The sequence below is a fragment of the Nocardioides immobilis genome, from assembly GCF_003515065.1.
GTDB classification, from domain to species: domain Bacteria; phylum Actinomycetota; class Actinomycetes; order Propionibacteriales; family Nocardioidaceae; genus Nocardioides; species Nocardioides immobilis.
In genome coordinates, this window is record NZ_QXGH01000046.1 from 1 (window position 1) to 24,639 (window position 24,639).

At 71.0% G+C, this 24,639-nt stretch carries 24 protein-coding genes; 13 read left to right on the forward strand and 11 right to left on the reverse strand.

The features are described from left to right. Positions 1 to 37: 37 nt before the first annotated feature. Together D0Z08_RS29450 and D0Z08_RS29455 are read right to left on the reverse strand one after the other, a co-directional pair. Positions 38 to 916 (reverse strand): DUF222 domain-containing protein, encoded by an 879-nt coding sequence (locus tag D0Z08_RS29450; RefSeq protein ID WP_281271794.1) that lies wholly within the window; start codon positions 914 to 916, stop codon positions 38 to 40. A gap of 12 nt (positions 917 to 928) precedes the next feature. Further along, complete coding sequence (locus tag D0Z08_RS29455; RefSeq protein WP_118928857.1) at positions 929 to 1,264, reverse strand: hypothetical protein; 336 nt, start codon at positions 1,262 to 1,264, stop codon at positions 929 to 931. 239 nt (positions 1,265 to 1,503) lie between these two features. Between D0Z08_RS29455 and D0Z08_RS29460 the strand changes: the two genes are divergently transcribed. From D0Z08_RS29460 to D0Z08_RS29485, 6 genes are all read left to right on the forward strand, one after another. After that, complete coding sequence (locus tag D0Z08_RS29460) at positions 1,504 to 3,987, forward strand: DNA gyrase/topoisomerase IV subunit A (protein ID WP_118928858.1); 2,484 nt, start codon at positions 1,504 to 1,506, stop codon at positions 3,985 to 3,987. Positions 3,988 to 3,991: 4 nt separating this feature from the next. Further along, on the forward strand, positions 3,992 to 4,747 hold the full coding sequence (locus D0Z08_RS29465; protein ID WP_118928859.1) for an LppX_LprAFG lipoprotein: 756 nt from the start codon (positions 3,992 to 3,994) through the stop codon (positions 4,745 to 4,747). A gap of 10 nt (positions 4,748 to 4,757) precedes the next feature. Next, entirely contained in the window at positions 4,758 to 6,518 is a 1,761-nt protein-coding gene (locus D0Z08_RS29470; RefSeq protein WP_118928860.1) for an MFS transporter, read from the forward strand. 10 nt (positions 6,519 to 6,528) lie between these two features. Beyond that, complete coding sequence (locus tag D0Z08_RS29475) at positions 6,529 to 7,023, forward strand: beta-class carbonic anhydrase (RefSeq protein WP_118928861.1); 495 nt, start codon at positions 6,529 to 6,531, stop codon at positions 7,021 to 7,023. A gap of 172 nt (positions 7,024 to 7,195) precedes the next feature. Next, positions 7,196 to 8,068 carry a helix-turn-helix domain-containing protein gene (locus D0Z08_RS29480; protein ID WP_118928862.1) on the forward strand — a complete coding sequence of 291 codons (873 nt, stop codon included), beginning with the start codon at positions 7,196 to 7,198 and terminating at the stop codon, positions 8,066 to 8,068. A gap of 44 nt (positions 8,069 to 8,112) precedes the next feature. Beyond that, positions 8,113 to 9,039, forward strand: a complete 927-nt coding sequence (locus D0Z08_RS29485) for an aldose 1-epimerase family protein (RefSeq protein ID WP_118928863.1) — start codon at positions 8,113 to 8,115, stop codon at positions 9,037 to 9,039. A 43-nt stretch (positions 9,040 to 9,082) separates the two neighbouring features. On the opposite strand, the gene D0Z08_RS29490 is transcribed toward D0Z08_RS29485, so the two are convergent. After that, positions 9,083 to 11,146 carry a DNA gyrase/topoisomerase IV subunit B gene (locus D0Z08_RS29490; RefSeq protein ID WP_118928898.1) on the reverse strand — a complete coding sequence of 688 codons (2,064 nt, stop codon included), beginning with the start codon at positions 11,144 to 11,146 and terminating at the stop codon, positions 9,083 to 9,085. 264 nt (positions 11,147 to 11,410) lie between these two features. Between D0Z08_RS29490 and D0Z08_RS29495 the strand changes: the two genes are divergently transcribed. From D0Z08_RS29495 to D0Z08_RS29505, 3 genes are all read left to right on the forward strand, one after another. Beyond that, positions 11,411 to 11,641, forward strand: coding sequence for a DUF7455 domain-containing protein (locus D0Z08_RS29495; RefSeq protein ID WP_118928864.1), 231 nt, complete (start codon positions 11,411 to 11,413; stop codon positions 11,639 to 11,641). An 84-nt stretch (positions 11,642 to 11,725) separates the two neighbouring features. Further along, positions 11,726 to 12,556, forward strand: coding sequence for an EamA family transporter (locus D0Z08_RS29500; protein ID WP_118928865.1), 831 nt, complete (start codon positions 11,726 to 11,728; stop codon positions 12,554 to 12,556). A gap of 104 nt (positions 12,557 to 12,660) precedes the next feature. Then, positions 12,661 to 13,233: a hypothetical protein gene (locus tag D0Z08_RS29505; protein ID WP_118928866.1), complete on the forward strand. Its 573-nt coding sequence runs from the start codon at positions 12,661 to 12,663 to the stop codon at positions 13,231 to 13,233. A 2-nt stretch (positions 13,234 to 13,235) separates the two neighbouring features. On the opposite strand, the gene D0Z08_RS32460 is transcribed toward D0Z08_RS29505, so the two are convergent. Next, positions 13,236 to 14,729 (reverse strand): RNA polymerase sigma factor, encoded by a 1,494-nt coding sequence (locus tag D0Z08_RS32460; RefSeq protein ID WP_245994638.1) that lies wholly within the window; start codon positions 14,727 to 14,729, stop codon positions 13,236 to 13,238. A gap of 178 nt (positions 14,730 to 14,907) precedes the next feature. Here D0Z08_RS32460 and D0Z08_RS29515 point away from each other — a divergent pair, with 178 nt between their 5' ends. Genes D0Z08_RS29515 through D0Z08_RS33540 form a run of 4 tightly spaced genes read left to right on the forward strand, consistent with a single transcriptional unit; the run spans position 14,908 to position 17,486 of the window. Beyond that, entirely contained in the window at positions 14,908 to 16,047 is a 1,140-nt protein-coding gene (locus D0Z08_RS29515; RefSeq protein ID WP_118928868.1) for an FG-GAP repeat domain-containing protein, read from the forward strand. Positions 16,048 to 16,058: 11 nt separating this feature from the next. Further along, entirely contained in the window at positions 16,059 to 16,262 is a 204-nt protein-coding gene (locus D0Z08_RS29520; RefSeq protein ID WP_118928869.1) for a hypothetical protein, read from the forward strand. Next, on the forward strand, positions 16,259 to 17,119 hold the full coding sequence (locus D0Z08_RS33535; protein WP_182481575.1) for a lipase family protein: 861 nt from the start codon (positions 16,259 to 16,261) through the stop codon (positions 17,117 to 17,119). Before D0Z08_RS29520 ends, D0Z08_RS33535 begins: the two co-directional genes overlap by 4 nt. After that, positions 17,022 to 17,486 carry a lipase family protein gene (locus tag D0Z08_RS33540; protein ID WP_281271795.1) on the forward strand — a complete coding sequence of 155 codons (465 nt, stop codon included), beginning with the start codon at positions 17,022 to 17,024 and terminating at the stop codon, positions 17,484 to 17,486. Before D0Z08_RS33535 ends, D0Z08_RS33540 begins: the two co-directional genes overlap by 98 nt. Positions 17,487 to 17,567: 81 nt before the next feature. Here D0Z08_RS33540 and D0Z08_RS29530 read toward each other — a convergent pair whose 3' ends face one another. From D0Z08_RS29530 to D0Z08_RS29560, 7 genes are all read right to left on the reverse strand, one after another. Next, entirely contained in the window at positions 17,568 to 18,347 is a 780-nt protein-coding gene (locus tag D0Z08_RS29530; RefSeq protein WP_118928870.1) for an enoyl-CoA hydratase/isomerase family protein, read from the reverse strand. A gap of 3 nt (positions 18,348 to 18,350) precedes the next feature. Next, on the reverse strand, positions 18,351 to 18,887 hold the full coding sequence (locus D0Z08_RS29535; RefSeq protein ID WP_118928871.1) for a DUF4334 domain-containing protein: 537 nt from the start codon (positions 18,885 to 18,887) through the stop codon (positions 18,351 to 18,353). A 14-nt stretch (positions 18,888 to 18,901) separates the two neighbouring features. After that, complete coding sequence (locus tag D0Z08_RS29540; RefSeq protein ID WP_118928872.1) at positions 18,902 to 20,569, reverse strand: GMC oxidoreductase; 1,668 nt, start codon at positions 20,567 to 20,569, stop codon at positions 18,902 to 18,904. After that, positions 20,566 to 22,014 (reverse strand): flavin-containing monooxygenase, encoded by a 1,449-nt coding sequence (locus D0Z08_RS29545; RefSeq protein ID WP_118928873.1) that lies wholly within the window; start codon positions 22,012 to 22,014, stop codon positions 20,566 to 20,568. The genes D0Z08_RS29540 and D0Z08_RS29545 overlap by 4 nt, the downstream gene beginning before the upstream one ends. Next, on the reverse strand, positions 22,011 to 22,817 hold the full coding sequence (locus D0Z08_RS29550; protein WP_118928874.1) for an alpha/beta fold hydrolase: 807 nt from the start codon (positions 22,815 to 22,817) through the stop codon (positions 22,011 to 22,013). Before D0Z08_RS29550 ends, D0Z08_RS29545 begins: the two co-directional genes overlap by 4 nt. Next, on the reverse strand, positions 22,814 to 23,509 hold the full coding sequence (locus D0Z08_RS29555; RefSeq protein ID WP_118928875.1) for a TetR/AcrR family transcriptional regulator: 696 nt from the start codon (positions 23,507 to 23,509) through the stop codon (positions 22,814 to 22,816). Before D0Z08_RS29555 ends, D0Z08_RS29550 begins: the two co-directional genes overlap by 4 nt. Before the next feature lie 99 nt (positions 23,510 to 23,608). Further along, positions 23,609 to 24,592, reverse strand: coding sequence for an NADP-dependent oxidoreductase (locus tag D0Z08_RS29560; protein ID WP_118928876.1), 984 nt, complete (start codon positions 24,590 to 24,592; stop codon positions 23,609 to 23,611). Positions 24,593 to 24,639: the final 47 nt, after the last annotated feature.

Sequence of the window (24,639 nt, forward strand, 5' to 3'; positions counted from 1 at the left end):
CGGCTTGTTGGTCTCTTCGACGATCCGGACAGCTCCCTCACGGAACTCCCGGTCGTACTTCTTCCGCTTCTCTGGCATCTCGATCCTCATTGTCGATGCCTCTACGGTCCGGGGGGAACCTCAGATGGACTTCGCACCAGGGTGCGGGGACGGTGCAGCCTTCGCCGCGGCAGGTCTTGTCGCGTAGGGCCATGGCTTTGCGTTGGGCCGGTGAGAAGAGGCGGCGGGTGCGGCCCAGATCGAGGATCTCGCCCTTCCCGCCGAGGACGACCGGGATGATGCCGGCGTTGCAGGCCAGCCGCCGGATGGCTTCCGCGCTGAGGTTGTCGCCGGCGGAGAGGTCGGCGTCGATCAGGCCGCCGGTGGCCAGCCGCTTGATCAGGGACTCCTCGGTGATGGTGACCATCACCGTGGTCGCATCGCCGCCGTGGGCGGGGAGCTTGCGGGGGTTGAGGTGCTCGATCAGCGCGCAGAACGCCCGGCCGAGCCGACGGGGGTAGGGGATGCGGTCTTCCTCCCCGGTGGGTGCGTCCTTGGCCTTGCGCGGGCTGGTGAAGGCTTCGAGGTAGGTGCGGAGCCGGGCGGCGGCCTCGTCGGGGATCATCCCGGACAGTCGGGTTGTCCCGTCCCCGACCGGGCGTAGCGAGAGCCGGGTCTTCTCCCGGGCTCGCTGCTCCTCGGCCTCGAGCCGTTTCGCTGCCTCGGCGTCGGCGATCTCCGGTGCCACGACGTCGAGAATGTGGCGGGCCAGGCGGCGCAGCTCACTGGGCCGGTAGTCGCGCGCGTAGTCGACGAGCTGTTCCTCGGCCTTCGCGATCACCTCGACCCCGACCCGGTCCGGGACGTTGTCGAGGCCGGCGACGATCACCCGCGCCTGCTCCGCCGACACGGTGCCGGCGGCCATCCCGGCCGCCACCCGCGACCACTTCTAGTCCAGCGCGGTGGCGAGGTGGGCCTCGGCCCGCGCCGTTGACGAGTCCGCCTGGGTCTGGTGTGCCAGCCACGCGCCGACGTCACGCGCGCCAGCGTCCTCGGCGACGTCGCCGGCAGCGGCCAGGACCCGCAGCTTCAGCTCCGCGAGCTGACGCTCGGCCCGGGTCAACGCGACCACCGCGGCCCGCTTGTCATCGGGGCTCATGTAGACCGGTTGCAGCTCGGCGACCTCCGCCACCACGGTGGACACCGTCTCGGCGCACGCCACGATCGGGTGCGGCTGGGGCATCAGCTGTGCGACCACGATGAAGTCCTCCCGAGTGGCCTCCATCGTACATCAGTTCGATTCAAAATGGAACACTGCCTGCGGCTTCGCCGTAAAGTCGCCTAGCCCACCGCGACCACCAGCCGTACCTCCGCGGCCGCAAGCACAGCGAGCAGCCCAGGCCTCCTGAAAACGCAGGCAGGGCCCGGGGAACCGCGCCGCGACCGACGACAACCCGAAGGCCGCCGACCCCAGGACGGCGAGCCCTCCCGTCGGGCGTGAGGGCGGCCGGAGAGAATGACCCCATGGCACGGCGTACGACGACACCACCCCCGCCCGAGGACTTCGAGGAGCACATCCTCGACACCGACATCCGCGACGAGATGGAGTCCTCGTTCCTGGAGTACGCCTACTCCGTCATCTACTCCCGGGCCCTCCCCGACGCCCGCGACGGCCTCAAGCCGGTGCAGCGGCGGATCCTCTACACGATGAACGACATGGGCCTCCGTCCCGACCGCGGCCACGTCAAGAGCGCCCGCGTCGTCGGGGAGGTGATGGGTCGGCTGCACCCGCACGGCGACTCCGCCATCTACGACGCACTCGTCCGGATGGCCCAGCCCTGGTCGATGCGGCTGCCGTTCATCGACGGCCACGGCAACTTCGGCAGCTCCGACGACTCCCCGGCGGCCATGCGTTACACCGAGTGCCGGATGGCGCCGGCCGCAGTGGCGATGACCGAGTCGATCGACGAGGACACCGTCGACTTCCGGCCCAACTACGACAGCCGCGAGCTCGAGCCCTCGGTCCTGCCCTCGGCGATCCCCAACCTGGTCGTCAACGGCACCACCGGCATCGCGGTCGGCATGGCGACCAACATGGCGCCGCACAACCTGGTCGAGGTGGTGCAGGCGCTGCGCCACCTGATCAAGCACCCCGGCACCGACGTCGACGGCCTGATGCGGTTCATCCCGGGCCCGGACCTGCCGACCGGCGGCAAGATCGTCGGCCTCGACGGGATCCGCGACGCCTACGAGACCGGTCGCGGCACCTTCCGGATGCGGGCGACGACCCGGATCGAGACGATCGGCCGCCGCAAGGGCATCGTCGTCACCGAGCTCCCCTACGGCGTCGGCACCGAGAAGGTCGTCGAGCGGATCAAGACCCTGGTGCAGGGCAAGAAGCTGCAGGGCATCGCCGACCTGAAGGACCTCACCGACCGCTCCCACGGCCTCCGCCTGGTGATCGAGGTCAAGAACGGCTTCGTGCCGGAGGCGCTGCTCGAGCAGCTCTACAAGCACACGCCGATGGAGGACACCTTCGGCATCAACAACGTGGCACTCGTCGACGGCCAGCCCCGCACCCTGGGCCTCAAGGAGATGCTGACGGTCTTCCTCGACCACCGGTACGACGTGGTCCGGCGGCGGTCCCAGTTCCGCCGCAACAAGAAGGCCGAGCGGCTGCACCTGGTCGACGGCCTGCTCATCGCGCTGATCGACATCGACGAGGTCATCCAGGTGATCCGCACGAGCGACGACTCGGCGGCAGCCAAGGAACGGTTGATGTCGGTCTTCGACCTGTCCCAGGCACAGGCCGACTACATCCTCGAGATGCAGCTGCGCCGGCTCACCCGGTTCTCCAAGATCGAGCTGGAGAAGGAGCAGGAGACGCTGCGCCGCGAGATCGAGGAGCTCGACGCGATCCTTGCCGACGAGGGCCTCCTCAAGCGCGTGGTGAGCGACGAGCTCGGTGAGGTCGCGAAGACGTTCGGCACGCCTCGCCGTACGGTCCTGCTCGAGTCGGCCGGCACCGCCGCGGTGACGGCGGCAGCAGTCCCGCTCGAGGTCCCCGACGACCCGTGCTTCGCGCTCCTCTCCTCGACCGGCCTGCTGGCGCGCACCAGCAGCGCCGAGCCGGTCGGCACCGGCGGCGCCCGGGCCAACCACGACGTGGTCGTGTCGGCAGTACCGGCGACGGCGCGCGGCGAGATCGGCGTCCTCACCAGCGCGGGCCGGCTCCTGCGGCTCGGCGTGCTGGACCTGCCGACGATCCCGCCCTCGGCCAACGAGTCACACCTCCAGGGCGGCGTGCCGCTCACCGAGCTGCTCTCGCTCGACGCCGGCGAGCGGGCACTCGGGCTGTGCACGCTCGCGACCGACGGGCCGGGCCTCGCCCTCGGCACCCGGCAGGGCGTGGTCAAGCGGGTCAACCCGGAGGTGCTCGGCAAGGACGAGTGGGACGTCATCAGCCTCAAGGACGGCGACGAGGTTGTCGGTGCGGTCGAGCTGCGCACCGGCGAGGAGGAGCTCTGCTTCGTGACCTCCGACGCCCAGCTGCTGCACTACGGAGCGGCCGGGGTCCGGCCGCAGGGCCGCTCGGGCGGCGGCATGGCCGGCGTCCGGCTGGCCGCGGGCGAGCGGGTGGTCTGGTTCGGCGCGCTCGACCTCCCGTCGTACGGCGACGGCGCGGTGCTCGTCACCTCGTCCGGGTCGTCCACCGCGCTCCCCGGCACCGAGCCCGGCGCGCTGAAGGTGACCGACTTCGCCGAGTACCCGGCCAAGGGCCGCGCCACCGGCGGCGTCCGCTGCCACCGGTTCCTCAAGGGCGAGGACACGCTCGTGTTCGCGTGGGCAGGTCCGGCCCCGGCGCGCGCCGCGGCCGCGAGCGGTGCGCCCGTCGACCTCCCGGAGGCCACCGGGCGCCGCGACGGCTCGGGCGTGCCCGGCAGCCAGGCGCTCGCTGCGTGTGCCGGACCACTCGCGACGGTGCTCACCGTGGCTGTGTCAGGGTGACGCCATGACGCTTGCCCACACGCTCCGCAGAGTCGCCGCGGCCGCCCTGGTCGGCAGCCTGACCGTGGTCTCCGCCACCGCCTGCAGCGGCGGCGAGGACCCGGTGACCGAGAACGAGGACCTCGACGACGACGGTGACGGCGAGGTCACCCCCGAAGAGGTGATGGCGGGCGCGAAGGCCAAGCTCGACGAGACCAGTGGCGTCGAGGTCGGTCTCAGCACCGACGACAAGCCCGACAGCGGCGACTACCTCGCGTCGGCCGAGGGCGTGCTGATCGCCGACCCTGCCGCCTTCGAGGGCGAGGTCGCCGGCCGGGTGATGGGCATCGATGCGAGCGAGATCCCCGTGGTCTCCGTCGACGGCGACCTCTACGTCGAGGCCCCGGTCGTCGGCTGGCAGAAGGTCGACCCCAGCGAGTTCTGCGCGCCCGACCCGGCCCAGCTGCTGAATCCCGAGACCGGCGTCTCCCCCATCCTGACCGCGACCGAGGACCTCGAGGAGGGCGAGAGCGAGCTCGGCGGCGACGACAACAGCGAGACGATCACGCCGTTCACCGGCACCGTCCCGTCCGAAACGGTGCGCAACATCCTCCCGTGCGCCGAAGGCGACTCGTTCGACGCGACCTACCGGATCGACGGCGACGGCTTCCTCAAGGAGGCCGAGATCACCGGCGAGTTCTTCCCCGGCATGGACGCGATCACCTATGTCATCGAGGTCCACGACTACGACGTCGAGCAGGAGATCACGGCCCCGGAATGAACTGCCCGACATGACCGCACCGGCTGACGGGGAGACCGGCGCGGGCCCCGATGCCCGGTCCCGGCTGCTCCTGGGATTCTGCGCGGCGGCCGTCGCCTTCGCCGCGATCGACACCTACGTCGTCGTGCTGGCGCTGCCCGACATGATGGCGGCGGTCGGCATCCCCGTCGACGAGCTCCAGCGGGCGGCGCCGATCGTCTCCGGCTTCCTGCTCGGGTACGTCGCGATGCTGCCCCTCATCGGGCGGATCGCCGACCTGCGCGGCCAGGTGCCGGTGCTCGCAGCGTCGCTCGCCGTGTTCGCGTTCGGCTCGCTGCTGACGGCGGTCTCCTACGACCTGGTCACGCTGGTGATCGGCCGGTTCCTCCAGGGCGCCGGTGGCGGCGGCCTGGTGCCCGCCACGATGGCGCTGGTCGCCGCGCTCTACCCGATCGAGCAGCGCGGGCTGCCGCTCGGGCTGGTGTCCGGCGTGCAGGAGATCGGCAGCGTGCTCGGGCCGCTGTTCGGCGCGCTGGTGCTCGCGTTCGGGTCCTGGCGCACCATCTTCGTGATCAACCTCGCCGTCGGCGTGCTCCTCGCGGTCGCTGTCCGGGTGCTGTGGCAGCCGGAGGTCTCGAGGCTCGGTGCTGGCGCACCTCGCACCTCAACCAGCGGCAGGCCGGACCTGCTCGGCGGGCTGGCGGCCGTCGGACTCCTCGCGGCCGGCTTCCTCGTCTTCCTCCAGCCGTCGGAGCTCAAGCGCGACCTGACCTGGGGCCAGCTCTTCATCCCGTACGTCGACGGCGGCAACCGCTGGGTGACACCGATCGGCCTCATCGCCATCGGCGCGTTCGTGCTGCTCGTCCTCCGGTGCGTCCTGGCCCGGCGGCCCCTCATCGACGTCCGCGGCTGGGCCCGGGCAGCGGTCGAGGCCGACCTGGTGGGCGCGACGCTGCTGGCGGTGGCCCTCGGCGGCATCGTGCTCGCATTCGCGAGCGCCGATCCCGAGGTCGCCGTGTTCAACCCGAAGGGCGGCTGGTTCCTCCTCGGCGCCGGTCTCGCGGCGGCGGCACTCGTCGTCCACCTGCTCCGTGCCGACGCTCCGATCATCCCGCGCGCAGCCCTCGCGGCGGTGCCGGCCTGGGGCTCGCTCGTCGTGAGCTTCCTGGTCGGGTGGGCGTTGATCGCCGCACTGGTCGACATCCCGCTCTTCGCGCGCACGACGACCTATCGCGACTCCCAGCTCGGCGCGGCACTGATCCTGCTGCGCTTCCTGGTCGCGCTGCCGGTCGGCGCGATCGTCGGGGGCTACCTCCTGCGACGGCTGCCGGCGGGCGTGATCACCGCGGTCGGCATGCTGATGGCCGCTGGCGGGTTCTTCTGGATGGCGCAGTGGGACGTCGCCAGCCTCGACGGGTTCGCGTCGAACGTGCCGCTCGTGCTGGGCGGCCTCGGCTTCGGGCTCGCGCTGGCGCCGGTGAACGCGGCGATCCTGTCGACCACCGCCCACGACACGCACGGGCTCGCGAGCGCGCTGGTCGTGGTCGCGCGGATGGTGGGCATGCTGGTCGGCATCTCGGTGCTGACCACCTGGGGGCTGCGCCAGCTCCACGCCGAGCACGCGAAGCACCCCGACCTCGACCTGGTCGAGCTCGCGATCGTGCAGGAGCAGTCGGTCTTCACCGGCGCGGCCGTCGCGGCGGTGGCGGCTGCCGTTCTCGCGCTCGTGCTCTTCCGCGCGGCGCCGACCCGAGGCTTGGACACGGCCGACGTACTCCGCACCGGCGGATAAATTGGGCGCCATGAGCAACTTCGACGACCTGCTCGCGGCGAACCGTGACTTCGCGATCGACTTCAAGCTCGGTGGCTTCGATGGCGTCGCCCACGCGGGCCTGGCGATCGTGACCTGCATGGACTCGCGGATCGACCCGCTCGGCATGGTCGGCCTCGCGCCCGGCGACGCGAAGATCTTCCGCAACCCCGGCGCCCGGGTCGACTCCGCGGCCCTCGAGGCGCTGGTCCTCGCGGTCCACCTGCTGAAGGTGGACCGGATCATCATCGTCCCGCACACCCGCTGTGCAGTGGCGTCGGCCTCCGAGGGCGAGCTCCGCGCCCGGGTGTCGGAGTCTGCGGGCCAGGACGCGTCCTGGCAGACGTTCCACGTCATCGAGGACCAGGCCCAGGCGCTGGCGGAGGACGTGCAGAAGGTGCGCTCGCACCCGCTCATCCCGGACAACGTCGAGGTCGGCGGATTCCTGTACGACGTCGACACCGGACTGCTCACGCAGAAGGTGTGACCCCTGGGGCGGGCGGGGCGTCACAGTGTTGCCAGATCTGAGAGCCTCCCCGTTCCGGGGCACTGCTCGCGCAACTGTCGCCGCCGTACCCTGCAAGTACTGAGCCCTCCTGTGCCGCACGGGCGGGCTTCGGTCGTGCTCCCGCCGGCCGTGGGGCGCGGCGCGGAGGACCATGCCTGCTCGGGACGACATCGATCGGATCAGTCAGGCACAGTCCCGCCTCGCCGCTCGATCCGACCGCGCCGCCCGCGCCGATGCCGGCACGGTCTGGTCGGCCTTCATGGCGCACACCACGACACCGGGATGGCCGAAGGACAAGACGCGGAGCGCGGTCCTCAGCAACCTGGTGTCCCTGGTCCTGCTCGGTGACGCCGAGGACATCGTGACCCTGGACTCGCTGATCCGCTCGTTCGGCGCGGAGCGGGTCGCCACCATCCAGAGCGAGCTCGACGACATGCTCGGACTCGGGCCCGACCTGCCGGTGACGACCGCCGCGCTCCGGATCCTCGGTGACGTCGCCCTGATCCGGGAGCGGCTCGCCGGGAGCGGGATGTCGCCGACGAAGGTGACGGCCACGGTCAAGCGCACCCACCACCAGACCTTCTGGCTGCTGCTCGCCGGCGCCGAGGACCTGCCGCGGACCCAGACCATCCGAACGTCCGCGCAACTGGTCGACCTGCTCGAGCACGGCACCGCCCGACACTGGCGGGCCGCGCTGCTGCCCTTGATCGAGAGCCCGTGGGGACCCTACGGCGAGCACATCGTGCGGCTCACCAAGGAGGCCAACCTCGACGCCATCGCCACCGTCCTCCAGGAGTGCCGCAAGGTCTACCAGCAGCGCCAGGAGCAGCGGGAGCGCGACGCGATCGCGCGCGAGATCCGGCGGCTGGTCGCGATCAGCGGGCTCACCCAGCGGCAGTTCGCCGCCCAGATCGGGACCTCGCCGTCGCGGCTGTCGACCTACGTCAACGGTCGGGTCATCCCGTCCGCCGCGATGCTCCTGCGGATCCGACGGGTCGCCCAAGCTCAGCGCCCATCGACCTGAGCCACTCTCCGCGCTCGTTGGACTTGCTCGTCTAGTCTCGGGCCGTGCTTCCACCCAGCGGCGAGCAGTTCCGGATCGAGGCGGCGGGCTACGCCGCCGTCGTGACCGAGAGCGGTGCCGCGCTCCGCTCGCTCACCTGCGACGGGCGCACCCTGGTCGACGGTTTCGCCGAGGACGCGATGGCCGGCGGCGGCCGCGGCCAGCTGCTGATGCCGTGGCCCAACCGGATCCGCGACGGCAGGTACGCCGATCCGTCCGGCTCGGGCACCGTCCACCAGCTCGCCCTGACCGAGCCGAAGCGGTCCAACGCGTCCCACGGGCTCGCCCGCTGGGTGGCCTGGACGCCGGCCGCCCACGAGTCGGACCGGGTCGCCCTGCGCTACCGGCTGATGGCGCAGACGGGCTACCCGTGGACGCTCGACCTGGAGGTGACCTACGTCGTCGGCCCCGACGGTCTCACCGTGACCCAGTCGGCCACGAACCGGGCGGGCTCGGCGGCGCCGTACGCCTCGGGTGCGCACCCGTACCTCCTGGCCGGCACCGGCCCGGTCGACGACTGGACGTTCACCTGCCCGGCCGCCACCCGGCTGCTGACCGACGACGCCCGGCTGTTGCCGACCGCGCGGGCGGACCTCACCGGCACCGACCTCGACTTCCGCGAGCCGCGCCGGCTCGGGGCGACCGTCGTCAACGACGCCGTCACGGACCTTGCCCGCGACAGCGACGGTCGTGCCACGACCGCGGTCGTCGCCGCGGACGGCACCGGTACGGCGCTGTGGGTCGACCAGCACCATCGCTGGCTCCAGCTCTACACCGCCGACGACACCGCGACCCCGCGGGTCAGCATCGCCGTCGAGCCGATGACCGCTCCCCCGGACGCCTTCAACTCCGGCGACGACCTGACGCTGATCGAGCCGGCCGCGACGTTCAGCGCCTCCTGGGGCATCTTCGCAATCCCAGGATCTGGCTAGACCGCTCGTGCTGCAGGGTCGAGCGGCGACCTGACGGGCTCCGTCAGGCGTCGAGCGACTCGACGTCGACCTCGTAGGCACCCCGGACGATGAACTCCTTGCGCGGCGCGACCTCGGAGCCCATGAGGAGCTCGAAGACCTGCGCCGCCTCCTCCGCGTCGTCGACGGTCAGCCGACGCAGGGTGCGGTGCCGCGGGTCCATCGTGGTCTCGGCCAGCTGGTCGGCATCCATCTCGCCCAGGCCCTTGTAGCGCTGGACGGGGTCCTTCCACCGGACGTTCTTCTTCTTCAGCTCGGCCAGCTTCCGCTGGAGCTCGTCGTCGGAGTAGGTGTAGACGTACTTGTCCTGACCCTTGCGCGGGTTCGAGATCTCGACCCGGTGCAACGGGGGCACGGCGGTGTAGACGCGTCCCTCGCGCACCAGCTCGGGCATGTACTTGAAGAACAGCGTGGCGAGCAGGCACCGGATGTGGGCGCCGTCGGAGTCGGCATCGGCCATGAAGATGACCCGGCCGTAGCGCGCCGCATCCAGGTCGAACGTCCGGCCGGAACCCGCTCCGACGACCTGGATGATCGAGGAGCACTCGGCGTTTTTCAGCATGTCGCCGACCGACGCCTTCTGGACGTTGAGGATCTTGCCTCGGATCGGCAGCAGCGCCTGGAACTCCGAGTTGCGCGCCAGCTTGGCGGTGCCGAGTGCCGAGTCGCCCTCGACGATGAACAGCTCGGTGCGCTCGGCGTCGGAGGCGCGACAGTCGGCGAGCTTCGCGGGCAGTGTGGACGACTCGAGCGCGTTCTTGCGGCGCTGCGTCTCCTTGTGCTGACGGGCGGCGATCCGGGTCTTCGCGGCGCCGGCGACCTTCTCCATCAGGAGCTTCGCCTGCGCCTTCTCGGCGCGCTTGGTGGAGGTGAGGAAGTCCTTGAGCTGCTGGGCGACGACCTTCCGCACCGAGGCGCGGACGGCGGACGTGCCGAGGATCTCCTTGGTCTGGCCCTCGAACTGCGGCTCGGCCAGCCGGACCGTGACGATCGCGGTGAGGCCCTCGAGGATGTCGTCCTTGGTCACGTCGTCGTCATTGACCTTGAGCGCCTTCGACGCCCGCATCGCGTCGTTGAACGTCCGGGTCAGTGCCGCCTCGAAGCCGGCGACGTGGGTGCCGCCCTTCGGGGTCGCGATCACGTTGACGAACGATCGGACCTCCGTCTCGTAGCCGGTGTCCCACCGGGCCGCGATGTCCACGGTCAGCTCCCGCTCGACGTCCTGGGGCGTCATGTGGCCCTGCTCGTCGAGCATCGGCACGGTCTCGGTGAACGTGTCCGTGCCGGTGATCCGGAGTACGTCGGTGACGGGCTCGCCGTGGCTCAGCGCCTCCGCGAACTCGGAGATGCCCCCGTCGTGACGGATCTTCTCCTCGAAGAGCTCGGGGCCGCGCAGGTCGCGGACGACCAGCTCGAGGCCGGGGACGATGTAGGCCGTCTGCCGGGCCCGGCCGACCAGGCCGTCGAGCTCGAACTTGGCGTCCTTGGTGAAGATCTGACGGTCGGGCCAGAACTGGATGCGGGTGCCGGAACGATCCTTGCCGACCCGCTTGCCCTTGCGGGTCAGACCCGACTTCGCCGTGAAGCCGGCCTTCGGCCCCTCGGCGTCGAACACGCCGGGGATGCCCCGCTGGAAGGAGATGCCCTGCTGGGACGGGGACCGGTCGACGTCGATGTCCATCCGCGACGACAGCGCGTTGACGACCGACAGGCCCACGCCGTGGAGACCGCCCGAGGCGTTGTAGGACCCGCCACCGAACTTGCCGCCGGCGTGCAGCTTGGTCGCCACGACCTCCACACCGGGCAGGCCGGTCTTGGGCTCCTTGTCGGTCGGGATGCCGCGGCCGTCGTCGTACACCTCGACGGAGTCGTCGGGGTGGAGCGTCACCTCGACCCGGCGGGCGTGGCCGCCGAGCGCCTCGTCGACGCCGTTGTCGATGATCTCCCACAGGCAGTGCATCAGGCCCCGGGTGTCGGTGGAGCCGATGTACATGCCCGGCCGCTTCCGCACGGCCTCGAGGCCCTCGAGGACCAGCAGGTGAGCGGCGTTGTACGTCTTGTCGGTGATGGTGTGCTCCTGGTTGAAACAGTGGCGATCTGGGTACGAATCTACCTGCGACACGCCGAGGTTCGATGCAGGCACACGGTCTTGCACGGGGACACGATGAGGTCAGCAGACGCCGTTGATAACAAGGATGTTTCGGGACGTGAAAATACCGATGGGCGCGGCAGGTGCCGTGAAAGGATGGACGTGCCATTGACCACACGGCAGCGGGAATCTTGGGACCACTCGCTACGTTGATCAGGCACCGACCGAAGAAAGAGGCACAACATGAACACTGCTGTTGCCCCCAGCGCACCCTTGACCGCAGAAGACCGTTGCGACCGTTGCGGTGCCCAGGCCTACCTTCGCGTCGAACTCGCTTCCGGCGGTGAGCTCCTGTTCTGCGCCCACCACGCGCGTGAGCACGGCGACAAGCTCAAGCAGGTAGCGATCGCGGTCCACGACGAGACCCACAAGCTGGGCACCACCCCCGCCACCGCTCCGGAGGGCGAGCTCTGAGCGGTCACCCCGACCTCGTCGGAGGCCCCGGACTTCGGTCCGGGGCCTCCGCCTTTGGTGCGCACCACCACCGCGTGACCTGAGATGGGCGTCGTCCTCGCGCTGGGCGCGGCCCTGGCGTACGGCCTGTCCGACTTCATCGGCGGCCTCGCGTCACGTCGTACGACGCCCTGGCCGGTCGCGATGCTGGCCGGCCTCGGTGGCCTGGTCGGCGCCGTCGCGCTCGCCGCGGCCTTCCCGGGCGAGCCCACCACCGCCGACCTGGCCTGGGGCGCCGTCTCGGGCCTGGGCAGCGGCGCGGGCAGCGTCTTCCTCTACCGCGGCCTGGCGACGGGTCGGATGGCCGTAGTGGCCCCGGTGTCGGCCGTCGGCGCCGCCGTCGTGCCTGTCGTGGTCGGCCTCGCCACCGGCGAACGGCCCTCGGCGCTGGTCGCGACCGGGATCGTGATCGCACTGCCCGGGATCTGGCTGGTCGCTCGGACGCCCGACGCGAGCACCGACGAGCGGACCGGCGGCCTCCTCGACGGCCTGCTCGCCGGCCTCGGGTTCGGTCTGCTCTTCGTCGCCCTCGGTCAGGTCCCGGACGGCGCCGGCTTCTGGCCGCTCGGGGTCGGTCAGTCCGTGACCCTCGTCACGGTCTGCCTCCTGGCGACCGCGCTCCGGGAGCCGTGGCTGCCGACCGCGGCGTCGGAGTGGTGGGGCGCCGTCGCGGGACTGGTGGCGACCGCGGCAGTGCTGATGTTCCTGCTGGCCACCCAGACCGGCCTGCTCACGGTCGCCGCCGTCCTGACCTCGCTCTACCCGGCGTTCACCATCCTGCTCGCGGCGCTGGTCCTCCGCGAGCACATCTACCGCATCCAGGGCTCCGGACTCGTCCTCTGCGGGGTCGCAGTGGCGATGGTCGCGGCCGGCTGATCGTCGAGCAGGTCAGTCCTCCCAGGAGTTTCACGCTGTCCTTGCCGGGGCTACCGCTGCGCTCCGCGAAGATAGCGCCGGCCCGGGTGGCTCGTTGGCCAGATGTGCCTGTCCGCTACCGCTACACCTCGCGGCGCGCTTACTGGGCCGTCGCGGCGGTCTCGGTGGTCGCGCTGGTTGCAGCGGTCCTTCTCCTCACGCATCGGGACGATGACGACGCGGGGAGTGATCCGTCGGCGAACACCCCCGACTACCCGGCGCAGCGCGAGACCGGTCGCGAGCACGACCGGCGAAAGCGGGACGGTCGCGAAAGCCGCCCCGACAAGGCCGGCTCGGAACGGGAGGAGGACGCGCCCAGCTTGCTGACGAGGGCGCCGGGCGACATATCGACCCTCTCCGAGGGGCCGCACCGTGCCGTGCTCACCGTCACCTCCGCCTCGGGTGGGATGGTCGGGGTCAAGTACGCCTTTCGGACCGGCTCCACCTACCGCGACGGGCGGGCCACGGCCGACGGATCGTGGCGGGCGGAGGCGACGGTGAGCGGGAGCGCGCCGGTGGCCCTCGTCATCGGCCAGGTGGTGTCCGGCACCGTGACCTGCACCGCGAGTGTCGATGGGCGGGTGGTCTCCACCCGGAGCAACTCCGGTTCGTTCGCCACGGTGGTGTGCGGCGCCTGAGCTCAGTCCAGGTAGTCGCGCAGGACCTGCGAGCGGCTGGGGTGGCGCAGCTTCGACATCGTCTTCGACTCGATCTGGCGGATCCGCTCGCGGGTCACGCCGTAGACCTTGCCGATCTCGTCGAGCGTCTTCGGCTGGCCGTCGGTGAGACCGAACCGCATCGAGACCACACCGGCCTCGCGCTCGGACAGGGTGTCGAGCACGGCGTGGAGCTGCTCCTGGAGCAGCGTGAAGCTGACCGCGTCGGCCGGGACGATCGCCTCGGAGTCCTCGATCAGGTCGCCGAACTCGGAGTCGCCGTCCTCACCCAGCGGGGTGTGCAGCGAGATGGGCTCGCGGCCGTACTTCTGGACCTCGACGACCTTCTCGGGCGTCATGTCGAGCTCCTTGGCGAGCTCCTCCGGGGTGGGCTCGCGCCCGAGGTCCTGCAGCATCTGCCGCTGGACGCGGGCAAGCTTGTTGATGACCTCGACCATGTGGACCGGGATCCGGATGGTGCGGGCCTGGTCGGCCATCGCGCGGGTGATCGCCTGCCGGATCCACCAGGTGGCGTACGTCGAGAACTTGTAGCCCTTGGTGTAGTCGAACTTCTCCACGGCGCGGATCAGACCGAGGTTGCCCTCCTGGATCAGGTCCAGGAACAGCATGCCGCGGCCGGTGTAGCGCTTCGCGAGCGAGACCACGAGTCGGAGGTTGGCCTCGAGCAGGTGGTTCTTGGCGCGCCGGCCGTCCTCGGCGATCCATTCCAGCTCCTCCTGGACCTTGGGAGAGACCTTGCCGCCCTTGGCGAGCTTCTCCTCGGAGAAGAGCCCGGCCTCGATGCGCTTGGCCAGCTCCACCTCCATCTCGGCGTTGAGGAGCGGCACCTTGCCGATCTGCTTGAGGTAGTCCTTGACCGGGTCGGCGGTCGCACCCGCGACCATGACCTGCTGCTCGGGCTCGTCGGTGTCGTCGGCCGCCGAGACGACGAAGGACGCCGATGCGGCTTCCTTCTCGTCCTCGACGATGGTCGGGTCGGCCTTGACGTCCTTCTCGAACTGCCCGTCCGGAAGGTCGGGAAGGATCTTCTTGCCGTCGGGGCCGATGACCGGCGCCGCTTCGGCGCCCGCCTTCCCGGCGGTGGCCTTCTTCGCCGGCGCGGCCTTCTTGGCGGCGGCCTTCTTGGCGGGCTCGGCCTGGTCCGGCTCCTCAGCCTTGGCCGGGGAAGCCTTCTTGGCCGGGGCCTTCTTCGCCGTGCTGGCGGTGGTGGTCTTGCGCGTGCTCGTCGCGGCGACGGCGCGGTCGGTCGCCGGCATGGCGACCGAGATGCCGAGGCCGGCGAGATGACCCAGGAACGACTTCAGGTGCGGCGCGGCGACGTCGGCCGCGGCGCATGCCTGCCGGACGTCCTCCGGACTCACGCTGCCCACCGGAGTGGCCCGTTCGATCAGGGCGACGATGGAAGGGTGCGCGAGCACCGCAGCGGGGACCTTGCGTGCGTTCGACGACACGAACACCTCTCGATACGGCAGAAGTTCTGGCAACAGGGCGCGGCACAGCCCGGAGGCGTCAAGACCGCAGGCCCCATTCTGCCACGGCCTCCGCAACGACATGACGCCCGCCCACCGGCGCCACTACCGCTCTATCTGAAAAGGCCGATTGTCGAATGGTCACACGAGGCCTACCTTCCGTCATATGCGAAACGTCCTCTTTCCTGTTGCCGTGGCGGCCGGAGCTCTCCTGGCCACCACCACCCCCGCCCACGCCGTCGACCCGTCGTTCGCGCCGTACGTCGAGACGGCCCTCGACAACGGCATGGGCCCGGGCCCGGCGCCGCGAGGCTCCGCGACCGCGGACTTCGACTCCGACGGTCGTCCGGACATCGTGACGATCACCGACTTCACCCAGGGCAACATCGTGCTCGCGACCGGTGACGGCGACGGCACGTTCACTCCGGGCGCCGAGATCGCCGGCACCGCCGGCGCCCAGGGCCTCGACGCGGGCGACATCAACGGCGACGGCAAGCCGGACGTCGTCGCGGCGACCACCTCCGAGATGATGGTGCGGTACGGCAACGGTGCCGGTGGCTTCACCGCCGGCCCGTCGTACTCCCAGGCCCTCGGCGGCCAGGTCGAGCCCCGGTTGCTCGACCTCGACAGTGACGGTGACCTCGACGTCGCCGCCCCCACGTTCACGGCGATCCAGACACTGATCAACAACGGCAACGGGACATTCGCCGCCGGTCCGACCACCCAGCTCAGCGGGGCCTGCGCCGTCTCGGCGATCTCGCCGGCCCGGCTCGACAACGACACCAGGAGCGACCTCTTCGCGGTCGACGGCTGCTCGAGCACCATCTACGCGCTCAGGAGCAACGGGGGCGGCGCGTTCACCGCGACCGGGACCCTCTACGTCGGCGGCGGCCTGGTGCCCGAGGACATCGCGGCCATCGACCTCAACGGCGACGGCTTCGACGACATGGCGGCGATCGGCTCGTTCAGCTTCACGCTGACCACCGCCCTGACCAACGGCCAGGGTGCGTTCACCGGATCCGTGGGCAGCTACCAGTTCGGCGGGGCGGGCCCGACCAGCCTGACCGCTGCCGACCTGAACCAGGACGGGAGGAAGGACCTGGCCGTCTCGTGGCTGGCGTCGGCACAGCCGGGCGTCACGGTCCTGGCCGGCAACGGCACTGCGGCGATGCGCAGGGTCGGCGACTTCACCGTCGCGTCCTTCCCGCAGAACCCGATGGTGGCCGACTACAACGGCGACGGGAAGCCCGACATCGTCACTGCCGGTCCCGGCGGTCTCTCCTACCTCCGGAACACCACCCCCTGACAGGAGCGCCCGTGAACGGACGCGTCTACGCCGGCCAGACGGCGGCCGACCGGGAAGCGGCGTGCCGCGCCCGGCTCCGCGAGGCGATCCACGGCATCGCCGGCAGCAACGGGTACGCCGCCCTCACCGTCGAGCGCGCCTGCGCCAGGGCCAACGTGTCGAGCACCGACCTGGCCGGCGTCCTGATCGGCGGCCACCGAATCGAGGACCGATGAAGAAGATCATTGCGCTCGTCGTCGTACTGATGGTGGCGACGACGATGCGAGCCACAGCGACCGAGGCTGCTCGGAGCGTCCCCGTGCCCGAGGACGACCCGTTCTACGACGTGCCGGCCGACATCGCCGACTACCGGAACGGCGCGGTCATCGACTCGAGACCGATCGAGCCCCGGGTGTTCGAGGTGCCGCTGCCTGCCCAGGCGTGGCAGGTCAAGTACCGCACCGAGGACCGCAGGGGCCGCCCGTCCGCAACGGTCACGACCGTCCTGGTGCCGAACGCGCCGTGGAAGGGCGAGGGCCCGCGGCCGCTGCTGTCGTACCAGACCGCAGAGGACGGCGTGGCCGGCAAGTGCGCGCCGTCGTACGCGTTCAACGCGGGCGTGACGCACGCCATGTCCAACTCCTACGCGGAGCTCGCCTTCGTGGCCCTGGCCGTCGGACGTGGCTGGGCGGTGTCGGTGCCGGACTACGAGGGGCCGCGTTCGGAGTTCCTGGTCGCCGGCGTCCAGGCGAAGGGCGTCCTCGACGGGATCCGCGCGGCCCGTCGCTTCGCCCCCGCCGGCATCTCGCGCGAGGCGCCGATCGGGCTGTGGGGATACTCCGGCGGCGGCCTCGCCACGCTCACCGCGGCGCAGTGGCAGCCGTCGTACGCACCTGGGCTGCCGATCGCGGCGGTGGCAGCCGGTGCACCCGCGACGGACATCCGCCAGAGCATCGATGCGTTTGAGCGGCAGCTACGCCGGCGGTGCGGTCGCGATGGGCATCAACGGCTTCCTGCGGGCCTACCCCGGGCTGCGCCTGATGCAGTACCTGTCCGAGTCGGGTCGGGCGAAGGTACGTGCGACCGCCGGTGACTGCATCGACGATGCCGCCATCCGCTACCCGTTGCTGCGCGTCGAACAGCTCGAGGCATCGCCCCGGTCGCTCGAACGACCGCCCGTCGCGCGGATGCTGCGCGCCAACAGCCCCCTTCACATCGACCGCGTGCCCCGTGCGCCGATCTACCACTACCACTCGGCACTTGACGAGCTCGCGCCGATCCGGCCGGCGCGGGCCACGATGAGGAGGTTCTGCGAGCACGGCGTCGTCGTGCAGAGGGTCGAGCCCCTCGGCGGGCACCTCACCGTCGTCGCCACCGGCGCGCCCGGGGCGATGCGGTTCCTCGCCGACCGGTTCGCGGGCGAGCCGCCGGTCGACAACTGCGCGTCGATCCCCCCGTGACTCTGCGAACCAAGGACACCATGACCTCCCCGTCTCGCGCCGCGAGCTCGCCGTGCTGGGCGACCGCCCGGGCGGGTAGCGCTACCCGCCGGCCAGCGCGCGGAAGCGGGCGACCTGGGCGGTCCGCTCGGCGAGGCGCTGCTCGTCGATGGTGCGCGCAGGTGCCTCCTGCAGCAGCCGCTTCGTCGCCGTGACCGCACCGTGCGGGTGCGCGGTGAGGGCGTCGACGGTGGCGGCGAGCACGCCGTCGAGCTCAGCGGCGGGTACGACGACCTGGGCGAGCCCGATCTCCCCCGCCTCCGTGCCGCTGACGATCCGCGCCGACGCGCAGATCTCGAGCGCCCGGGCGTAGCCGACCGCCTCGACCAGGGGCTTGGTGCCGAGGAGGTCGGGCACGAGCCCGAGCGCCGGCTCCTTCATGCAGAACCGGGCGTCCTCGGCCGCGATCCGCAGGTCGCAGGCCAGTGCGAGCTGGAAGCCCGCGCCGATCGCGTGCCCCTCGACGACCGCGATGGTGATGAACCGCGGGTCCCCGAGCAGCACGAACGGACGCTGGTAGACGTCGATCTGGTCGATGATCGCCTGGTCGTCGAGACCCAGGACGGTGATGAAGTTGCCCTCCTCGTCCGGCTTCGCCGGGTCCAGCAGACCCAGGTCGAGGCCGGCCGAGAACGTCCCGCCGGCTCCGCGCAGCACCACGACCCGGATCTCCGGTCCGAGCTCCTCCAGGACACGCGCGATGCCCGCCCACAAGCGTGGGCGCTGGGCGTTGCGCGCCTCGGGCCGGTTCAGCGTGATCGTCGCGACGGCACCGTCGACCGTGAGGTCCAGGTCGGCGTGGGCCAGCTCCTCAGGGGTCATGCCTCAGTCCCTCTCGAGCACGAAGTAGTACGGCGGCGCGCCGCGCAGGTCCATCACACCCAGCAGGGTGACATCGTCGACCCGCCGGAAGACGTCGATGATCGGCAGGTGGTCGTAGACCATCGCTGCGGTCACCACGCCACGGTGCTCGACCGCACGCAGCCGGGCGCGGTGCTTCGACGTACGGATCGCCGGCTTGAGCAGGCGCACCGCCTGGTGCGAGCGGGCGGCCACGGCTGCGGGCACCTTCGGCACGATGCCGAGCGGCACCTTGCGCGGCTCGACGGCGAAGATCTCGTCGCGACGGCCCCGGAACAGGAGCGGGTGCACGTGGTCGACGTCGTCGAACTGCTTGCCGTACCAGCCCGAGCTCTCCAGGCTCCCGTCCATCGGGTGGCCGGTGGCCAGCTCACGTCCCCGGTAGCGCCCGGTGAGCTCCTCGGGGCGCACCGGCGGCAGGCTGTCGAAGAAGGTCTCGGCCTCGGCCGACGTACAGGCCGGCTCGAGGGCCGCGAGTCGTTCGGCGGTGTCGGTGGTCAAGGTTGCTCCTCTGGTCAGGCCGATGCGGGCAGCCGCAGCGCGCCGGGGGCGGTGTCGGGGACGGCGGGCTTGTTCGGGGCGACCGGCAGGATCCGCTGGTACGGCGCCCCGAGGGCGGGCCGGACGTCGGCCTCGCCCTTGTTCGGCCAGAACGCCATCGCCCGCTCCGCCTGCGCGGTGATGGTCAGCGACGGGTTGACGCCGAGGTTGGCGGTGATCGCGCTGCCGTCGGCGACGTGCAGGCCGGGGTGGCCGTAGACCCGCTGGTAGGGGTCGATCACGCCGGTCTCCCGGGAGTCACCGATCGTGCAGCCGCCGATGTAGTGCGCGGTCGCCGGGATGTTGAAGATGTCGGTGGCGATGTTGCCGGTGTCGGCATCCGCCTTGGCGGCGTACTCCCGCGCGATCTCGTGCGCCACCGGGAGCCAGTCCGGGTTCGGTTCGCCGCTCCCCTGCCTCGTCTTCAGCAGGCCGCCCTTGAGGTAGGACGTCAGCGAGTTGTCGAGCGACTGCATCACCAGCAGGATCACCGACCGCTCCGAAGCGCGCCTCAGGTCGAGCGAGCGGAGGAGCAGCAGCGGGTGCAGGACGATCGTCAGCAGGAAGCGCAGGAACCGGAACGCGCCGCCGTCGACCATCGGCACCGTCTGCACGAAGAGCGAGTTCTGGCCCTTGCCGTAGGTGCAGACCTCGACGTGGGTCTGCGGCTCCGGGTGGATCGACGACGTGATCGCGACGCCCTGCGCGAAGTCGTGGCGGTCGCGGCTCTGCACGCCGATGATCGCCTCGGAGTTGCTGCGGGTCAGCTCGCCGAGCCGCGGTGACAGCTCGGGGAGGGTGCCGTCGTCCCGGAGCCGGTGGAGCAGCTTCTGGGTGCCGAGCGCGGCCGCCGCGAAGACGACCTGCTCGGCGGTGAAGGTACGACGGCCCTTCCGCAGCTTGCCGTTGGAGCGCTCGGTCTCGACGACGTAGCCACCCTTCCCGTCCTTCCTCACCGACGTGACGGTCGTGAGCGGATGCACCTCCGCGCCCTGCTTCTCGGCGAGGTAGAGGTAGTTGGTCGTCGTGGTGTTCTTGGCGTTGTGCTTGCAACCGGTGAAGCACTCGGAGCAGTGGATGCACCCACGTCGACGGGGTCCGGCGCCGCCGAAGTAGGGGTCGTCGACCTCCTCGCCCTCCTGGCCCTCGTTGAAGAAGACGCCGACCTGGGTCTTGTGGAACGTGTCCGCCACGCCACGGTCCCGTGCCACCTGGAGCAGCAGGTCGTCCTTCGGGCCGGTGCGGGGGTTCTCCTCGACGCCGAGCATCCGCTTGGCCTGGTCGTAGTAGGGCGCGAGCTCGGCCTGCCAGTCGGTGATGTGCGACCACGCCCGGTCCCGGTAGAACTCGGGGAGCGGCTCGTAGAGCGTGTTGCCGTAGATCAGGGAGCCCCCGCCCACACCCGCGCCGCTGAAGACCAGGCACTTGCCGAGCGCACTGATCCGCTGCGGCCCGGTGAGGCCGAGGCGGGGCGCCCAGATCGACTTGCGGACGTTCCAGTTGGTCTTGGGGAAGTCACCCGCGTTCCACCGGCGACCGGCCTCGAGCACGCCGACCCGGTAGCCCTTCTCGGTCAGTCGCAGCGCAGTCACGCTGCCGCCGAAGCCGGAGCCGACGACAATGACGTCGTAGTCGTACCTCATCGGGAAACCACCTCGTAGTCGGCAGGGTCGAACTTCGCCTGCGCCTTGTACTGGCGCCCGAGCGCGGGCCAGTTGGTCGTGATCCGCCCATTGGCGTTGCGGTACCAGGACGAGCACATGCTCCACACGCTGGTGGAAAGCTGGGCCTGGATGCGTTCGTCGTACTCCTGCTCGACCTCGGGCTTCAGCGCGAGCGGGGTGCCCGTGCCGGCGAGGTGGGCGACGTAGTCGCCGAGGTACCTCGCCTGGGCCTCGAGGAAGTAGATGATCGAGCCGCCACCGGTGTTGGTGTTGGGCCCGTACATGATGAACAGGTTCGGGAAGCTCGGGACGGTCATGCCGTAGTAGGCGTGCGCGCCCTCGCTCCACTCGTCGTGCAGGTCGCGGCCGCCGTCGCCCTTGATCGACATCGGCGCGAGGAACTCCGTCGCCTTGAACCCGGTCCCCCAGATGATGACGTCCGCCTCGTGCTCCTGCCCGTCGGCCGTGACGACTCCGGTCGGTGTGATCTCGCTGATCCCTTCGGTGACCAGGTCGACGTTGGGCTGCGCCAGCGCAGGGATGTAGTCGCTGGAGAAGAGGATCCTCTTGCAGCCGAGCTGGTAGGTCGGCCAGACCTTCTCGAACAGCCCGGGCTTCGCCGCCGCCTGCTTGCGCATGTGCCGCTTGGAGACCGCCTTGATCCCCGACGACAGCGACTTGGAGTAGACCCACGCGACGCTGAGTCCCTCGGTGACGCCGTACCAGGTGCCCCGCTCGGCGAGCAGGGTCGCCGGCACCTTCTCGAAGACCGTGTGGTGCATCCGGGAGAACTCCCGGTCGAGCCGGGGGATCAGGTAGGGAGGGGTCCGCTGGAAGACGGACAGGTGCCCGACCTCGGGCTGGATGGCGGGCACGAACTGGATCGCGCTCGCGCCGGTGCCGATCACGGCGACCCGCTTGCCGGCCAGGTCGACGTCGTGGTCCCACTCCGCGGAGTGGAAGGCCGGACCGGCGAACGTCTCCGCGCCGGCGATGTCGGGGTACGACGGCCGCGAGAGCTGCCCGACCGCCGACACGAGGACGTCGACGACGACGGGCTCACCCTCGCTGAGCTCGACCGTCCACTTGCCGGCGTCGGCGTCGTACGACGCGCCGACCACCTCGGTGCTGAACCGGATGTGGCGCAGCACGTCGTACTTGTCGGCAACGTGACGGATGTAGTCGAGGATCACCGGTTGCCGGGAGAACCGGTGCGGCCACACCGGGAACGGCTCGAAGGAGTAGGAGTAGAACGGCGAGGGGACGTCGCAGGCGGCACCGGGGTAGGTGTTGTCGCGCCAGGTCCCACCGATGTCGTCGGCCTTCTCGAAGACGACGATGTCGTCGAAGCCCCTCTTCTTGAGCTCGATGACGGCCGCCAGGCCGCCGAACCCGGTGCCGATCACGGCGACGGACGGTGTCATCTCTTCTCCTTGGCTGCGGCCACGTCCTCGAGGACGAGGCGGGCGCAGGTCGCAGGGTTGTCGCTGAACGGCAGGTGCCCGCAGCCGGCAAGATCGACGTGGCGGGCGGTCTGGAGCACCTCGCGGGCGCGGGCGCTCTGCGAGCGATGGGTGAGTACGACGTCGCGCGTGCCCCACGCGATCGTGACCGCGATGTCGACCAGCGCACCCGGGTCGTCGTCGGGGCTGAGGAAGTAGCTGCCGAAGTCCTTGCGCGCCGCGGCGAACGCCGGCGCCCCGGCCAGTCCGGCGAGGTCGCCCCGGGCCGCGTCGGGCGACACCTGGGTCGGGTGGCCGAACATCGAGCTGAGCAGCACCGCCCGGCCCGCCGGGTGGTCGACCAGCCGGCCGAGCACCGGACCGCCGGCCCGGGCGGCGCCGCGCAGCCCGGTGACCACGCCCTGGGTCCAGCGCAGACCGGGCCGCGCCCAGAAGCCGACCGGCGAGAAGGCGGTGACCGACGACGCCACGCCCTGGCGGCCGAGCTCGAGCGCGACCCCGCCGCCCATCGAGCTGCCGACCAGGTGCGGACGGTGGATGTCGTTGTCGGCGAGCCAGCCGGCGAGCCAGGTGGCGTAGCCGCGGGGGCCGGGGTCGACGCCGTCGACCAGTGGCGAGGCGCCGAAGCCCGGCAGGTCGATCGCGATCACCTCGTGGGTCGCGGCGAGCCGGTCGAGGATCGGTTCGAAGCACTGCCAGCGGCTGCCGATGCCGTGCACCAGGACGATCGGGTCGCCGCTGCCGCGCCGTTCCAGGCTGATCATGACCGGCCTTCCTTTCGCTCCACCTGCTGAAGATCGATGTCGAGTCGGAGGTTGTCGACGGCGAGCGCCGCGCAGTGCTGCACGAACTCCTCACGACTGGTGTGGCGCACGCCCTCGCTCCAGGCGAGGAAGAGCGCGAAGACCGCTGCCGAGAAACCCACCAGCGTCCACCCGGCGCTCGCGCGCAGCTCGGCGGCCCGCTCGGGCAGCACCTCGGCGATCACCGTGAGCACGAACTCGGGCATCGCCGCCTGCGACCGCGGCCGCAGGGTGTCGTCCGCCGCGGACTCACGGAACAGGACGCGCCCGATCCGGGGGTCGTCCTCGACGACCGCGACCGCCGTGTCGAACGCCGTGAGGATCGCCGCGGCCACCCCTTCGGTCTCGGCGGCCGCCACGACAGCGGCCAGGATCGGCTCCCGGATCCGGTCGACGGTCTCGTCGTAGACGGCCTCGAGCAGCTCCTCACGGGTGGCGAACAGCTCGTAGAAGTAGCGAGGCCCGACCGACGCCTCCCGGCACGCGGCCCGCATGGTCAGCGCTGCGACTCCCTGCGTGCCGACCAGCTCGAGCCCGGCCTCGACGAGGCGCTCCCGCCGGTCCGCCTCGCGGGCATCGGGGGTCTGGCCCTGCCAGAGGCGCCCTGACCGGGCGGACGCGCCGTCGGCGGGCGTGGTGGTTGCGGTGGCCATGGCAGCACCGTACAGGAATCAGGCGCTTCCCGGAAGCAGATGATTCCTAAATTTTGAAGTCGCCCTCGGAGCGGCCGCGCGAGCCCTCTCGGATCGCGATCACCCGACAGCGTCGAGGGCGAGCACGACCTTGCCGCGCACGTGGCCGTCGGCGATCCGGCGGTGCGCGTCGGCAGCGGCGTCCAGGCCCACGATCTCGACCTCGGGCGACGTGATCGCGCCGTCTGCGAGCAGTGCGACCAGGTCGCGCAGCTGGGTACCGGACCGGTCGTAGGTCGTCATCGTCGGGACCACCCGGACCCCGCGGCTCTCGGCGGCAGCAGCGTCGTGCGGCACCTCGTCCGGGACCAGCGTCGCGATCGGCGCGATCCGCCCGCCGGGACGGACCATGTCGACCGCCGACAGCAGCGTGCCCTGGCCGACCGCGTCGACGACCAGGTCGATCCCTTCGGGGGCCCACGACCGCACGGCGTCCGCGACCGACCCGGTGCGGTAGTCGATGACCAGCTCCGCGCCCAGGCCACGAACGTAGTCGGCGTTGTCGGCGCGGCAGGTCGCGGCGACCCGGGCGCCCGCGTTGCGCGCGATCTGGACGGCGTACCCACCGACGCCTCCCGAGGCACCGTGGACGAGGACGGCGCTGCCCTCGGCGACCTGGCCGGAGCCGAACACGCCCTCCCATGCAGCGATGCCGGCGGTCGGGAGGGCAGCGGCCTCGTGGAGCGGGACGTGGTCGGGCAGCACCTCGAGCCCGGAGGAGAGGACGACGGCGTACTGCGCGTAGGAGCCCCACTCCCCCATCCCCTGCTTGGTGTAGCCGGCGACCCGGTCACCGACGGCGACCTCGGTCACGCCCGGCCCGACCTCGGCGACCGTGCCGGCCAGGTCGAAGCCGAGGACGAACGGGAACCGGTAGTCGAAGAACGGGGCGAGCCAGCCCTCGCGGCACTTCCAGTCGGCGGGGTTCATGCCGGCGTACGCGACCTCGACCAGCACCTCGCCCTCACCGGGGGTCGGCGTCGGCACCTCAGCCACCCGCAGCTGTTCCGGACCGCCGAATCCGTCGATGACGAGTGCGCGCATGGTGATCTCTCCCTGGGTGTGGGGCTGGAGGTGCGGACGCTACGAGC

Bases quoted from the DNA above. Each gene is read 5' to 3' on its own strand.
- D0Z08_RS29455 (WP_118928857.1), bottom strand. From the start codon at position 1,264: ATGGAGGCCACTCGGGAGGACTTCATCGTGGTCGCACAGCTGATGCCC.
- D0Z08_RS29460 (WP_118928858.1), top strand. From the start codon at position 1,504: ATGGCACGGCGTACGACGACACCACCCCCGCCCGAGGACTTCGAGGAG.
- D0Z08_RS29465 (WP_118928859.1), top strand. From the start codon at position 3,992: ATGACGCTTGCCCACACGCTCCGCAGAGTCGCCGCGGCCGCCCTGGTC.
- D0Z08_RS29470 (WP_118928860.1), top strand. From the start codon at position 4,758: ATGACCGCACCGGCTGACGGGGAGACCGGCGCGGGCCCCGATGCCCGG.
- D0Z08_RS29475 (WP_118928861.1), top strand. From the start codon at position 6,529: ATGAGCAACTTCGACGACCTGCTCGCGGCGAACCGTGACTTCGCGATC.
- D0Z08_RS29480 (WP_118928862.1), top strand. From the start codon at position 7,196: ATGCCTGCTCGGGACGACATCGATCGGATCAGTCAGGCACAGTCCCGC.
- D0Z08_RS29495 (WP_118928864.1), top strand. From the start codon at position 11,411: ATGAACACTGCTGTTGCCCCCAGCGCACCCTTGACCGCAGAAGACCGT.
- D0Z08_RS29500 (WP_118928865.1), top strand. From the start codon at position 11,726: ATGGGCGTCGTCCTCGCGCTGGGCGCGGCCCTGGCGTACGGCCTGTCC.
- D0Z08_RS29515 (WP_118928868.1), top strand. From the start codon at position 14,908: ATGCGAAACGTCCTCTTTCCTGTTGCCGTGGCGGCCGGAGCTCTCCTG.
- D0Z08_RS33535 (WP_182481575.1), top strand. From the start codon at position 16,259: ATGAAGAAGATCATTGCGCTCGTCGTCGTACTGATGGTGGCGACGACG.
- D0Z08_RS33540 (WP_281271795.1), top strand. From the start codon at position 17,022: ATGGGCATCAACGGCTTCCTGCGGGCCTACCCCGGGCTGCGCCTGATG.
- D0Z08_RS29530 (WP_118928870.1), bottom strand. From the start codon at position 18,347: ATGACCCCTGAGGAGCTGGCCCACGCCGACCTGGACCTCACGGTCGAC.
- D0Z08_RS29540 (WP_118928872.1), bottom strand. From the start codon at position 20,569: ATGAGGTACGACTACGACGTCATTGTCGTCGGCTCCGGCTTCGGCGGC.
- D0Z08_RS29545 (WP_118928873.1), bottom strand. From the start codon at position 22,014: ATGACACCGTCCGTCGCCGTGATCGGCACCGGGTTCGGCGGCCTGGCG.
- D0Z08_RS29550 (WP_118928874.1), bottom strand. From the start codon at position 22,817: ATGATCAGCCTGGAACGGCGCGGCAGCGGCGACCCGATCGTCCTGGTG.
- D0Z08_RS29555 (WP_118928875.1), bottom strand. From the start codon at position 23,509: ATGGCCACCGCAACCACCACGCCCGCCGACGGCGCGTCCGCCCGGTCA.
- D0Z08_RS29560 (WP_118928876.1), bottom strand. From the start codon at position 24,592: ATGCGCGCACTCGTCATCGACGGATTCGGCGGTCCGGAACAGCTGCGG.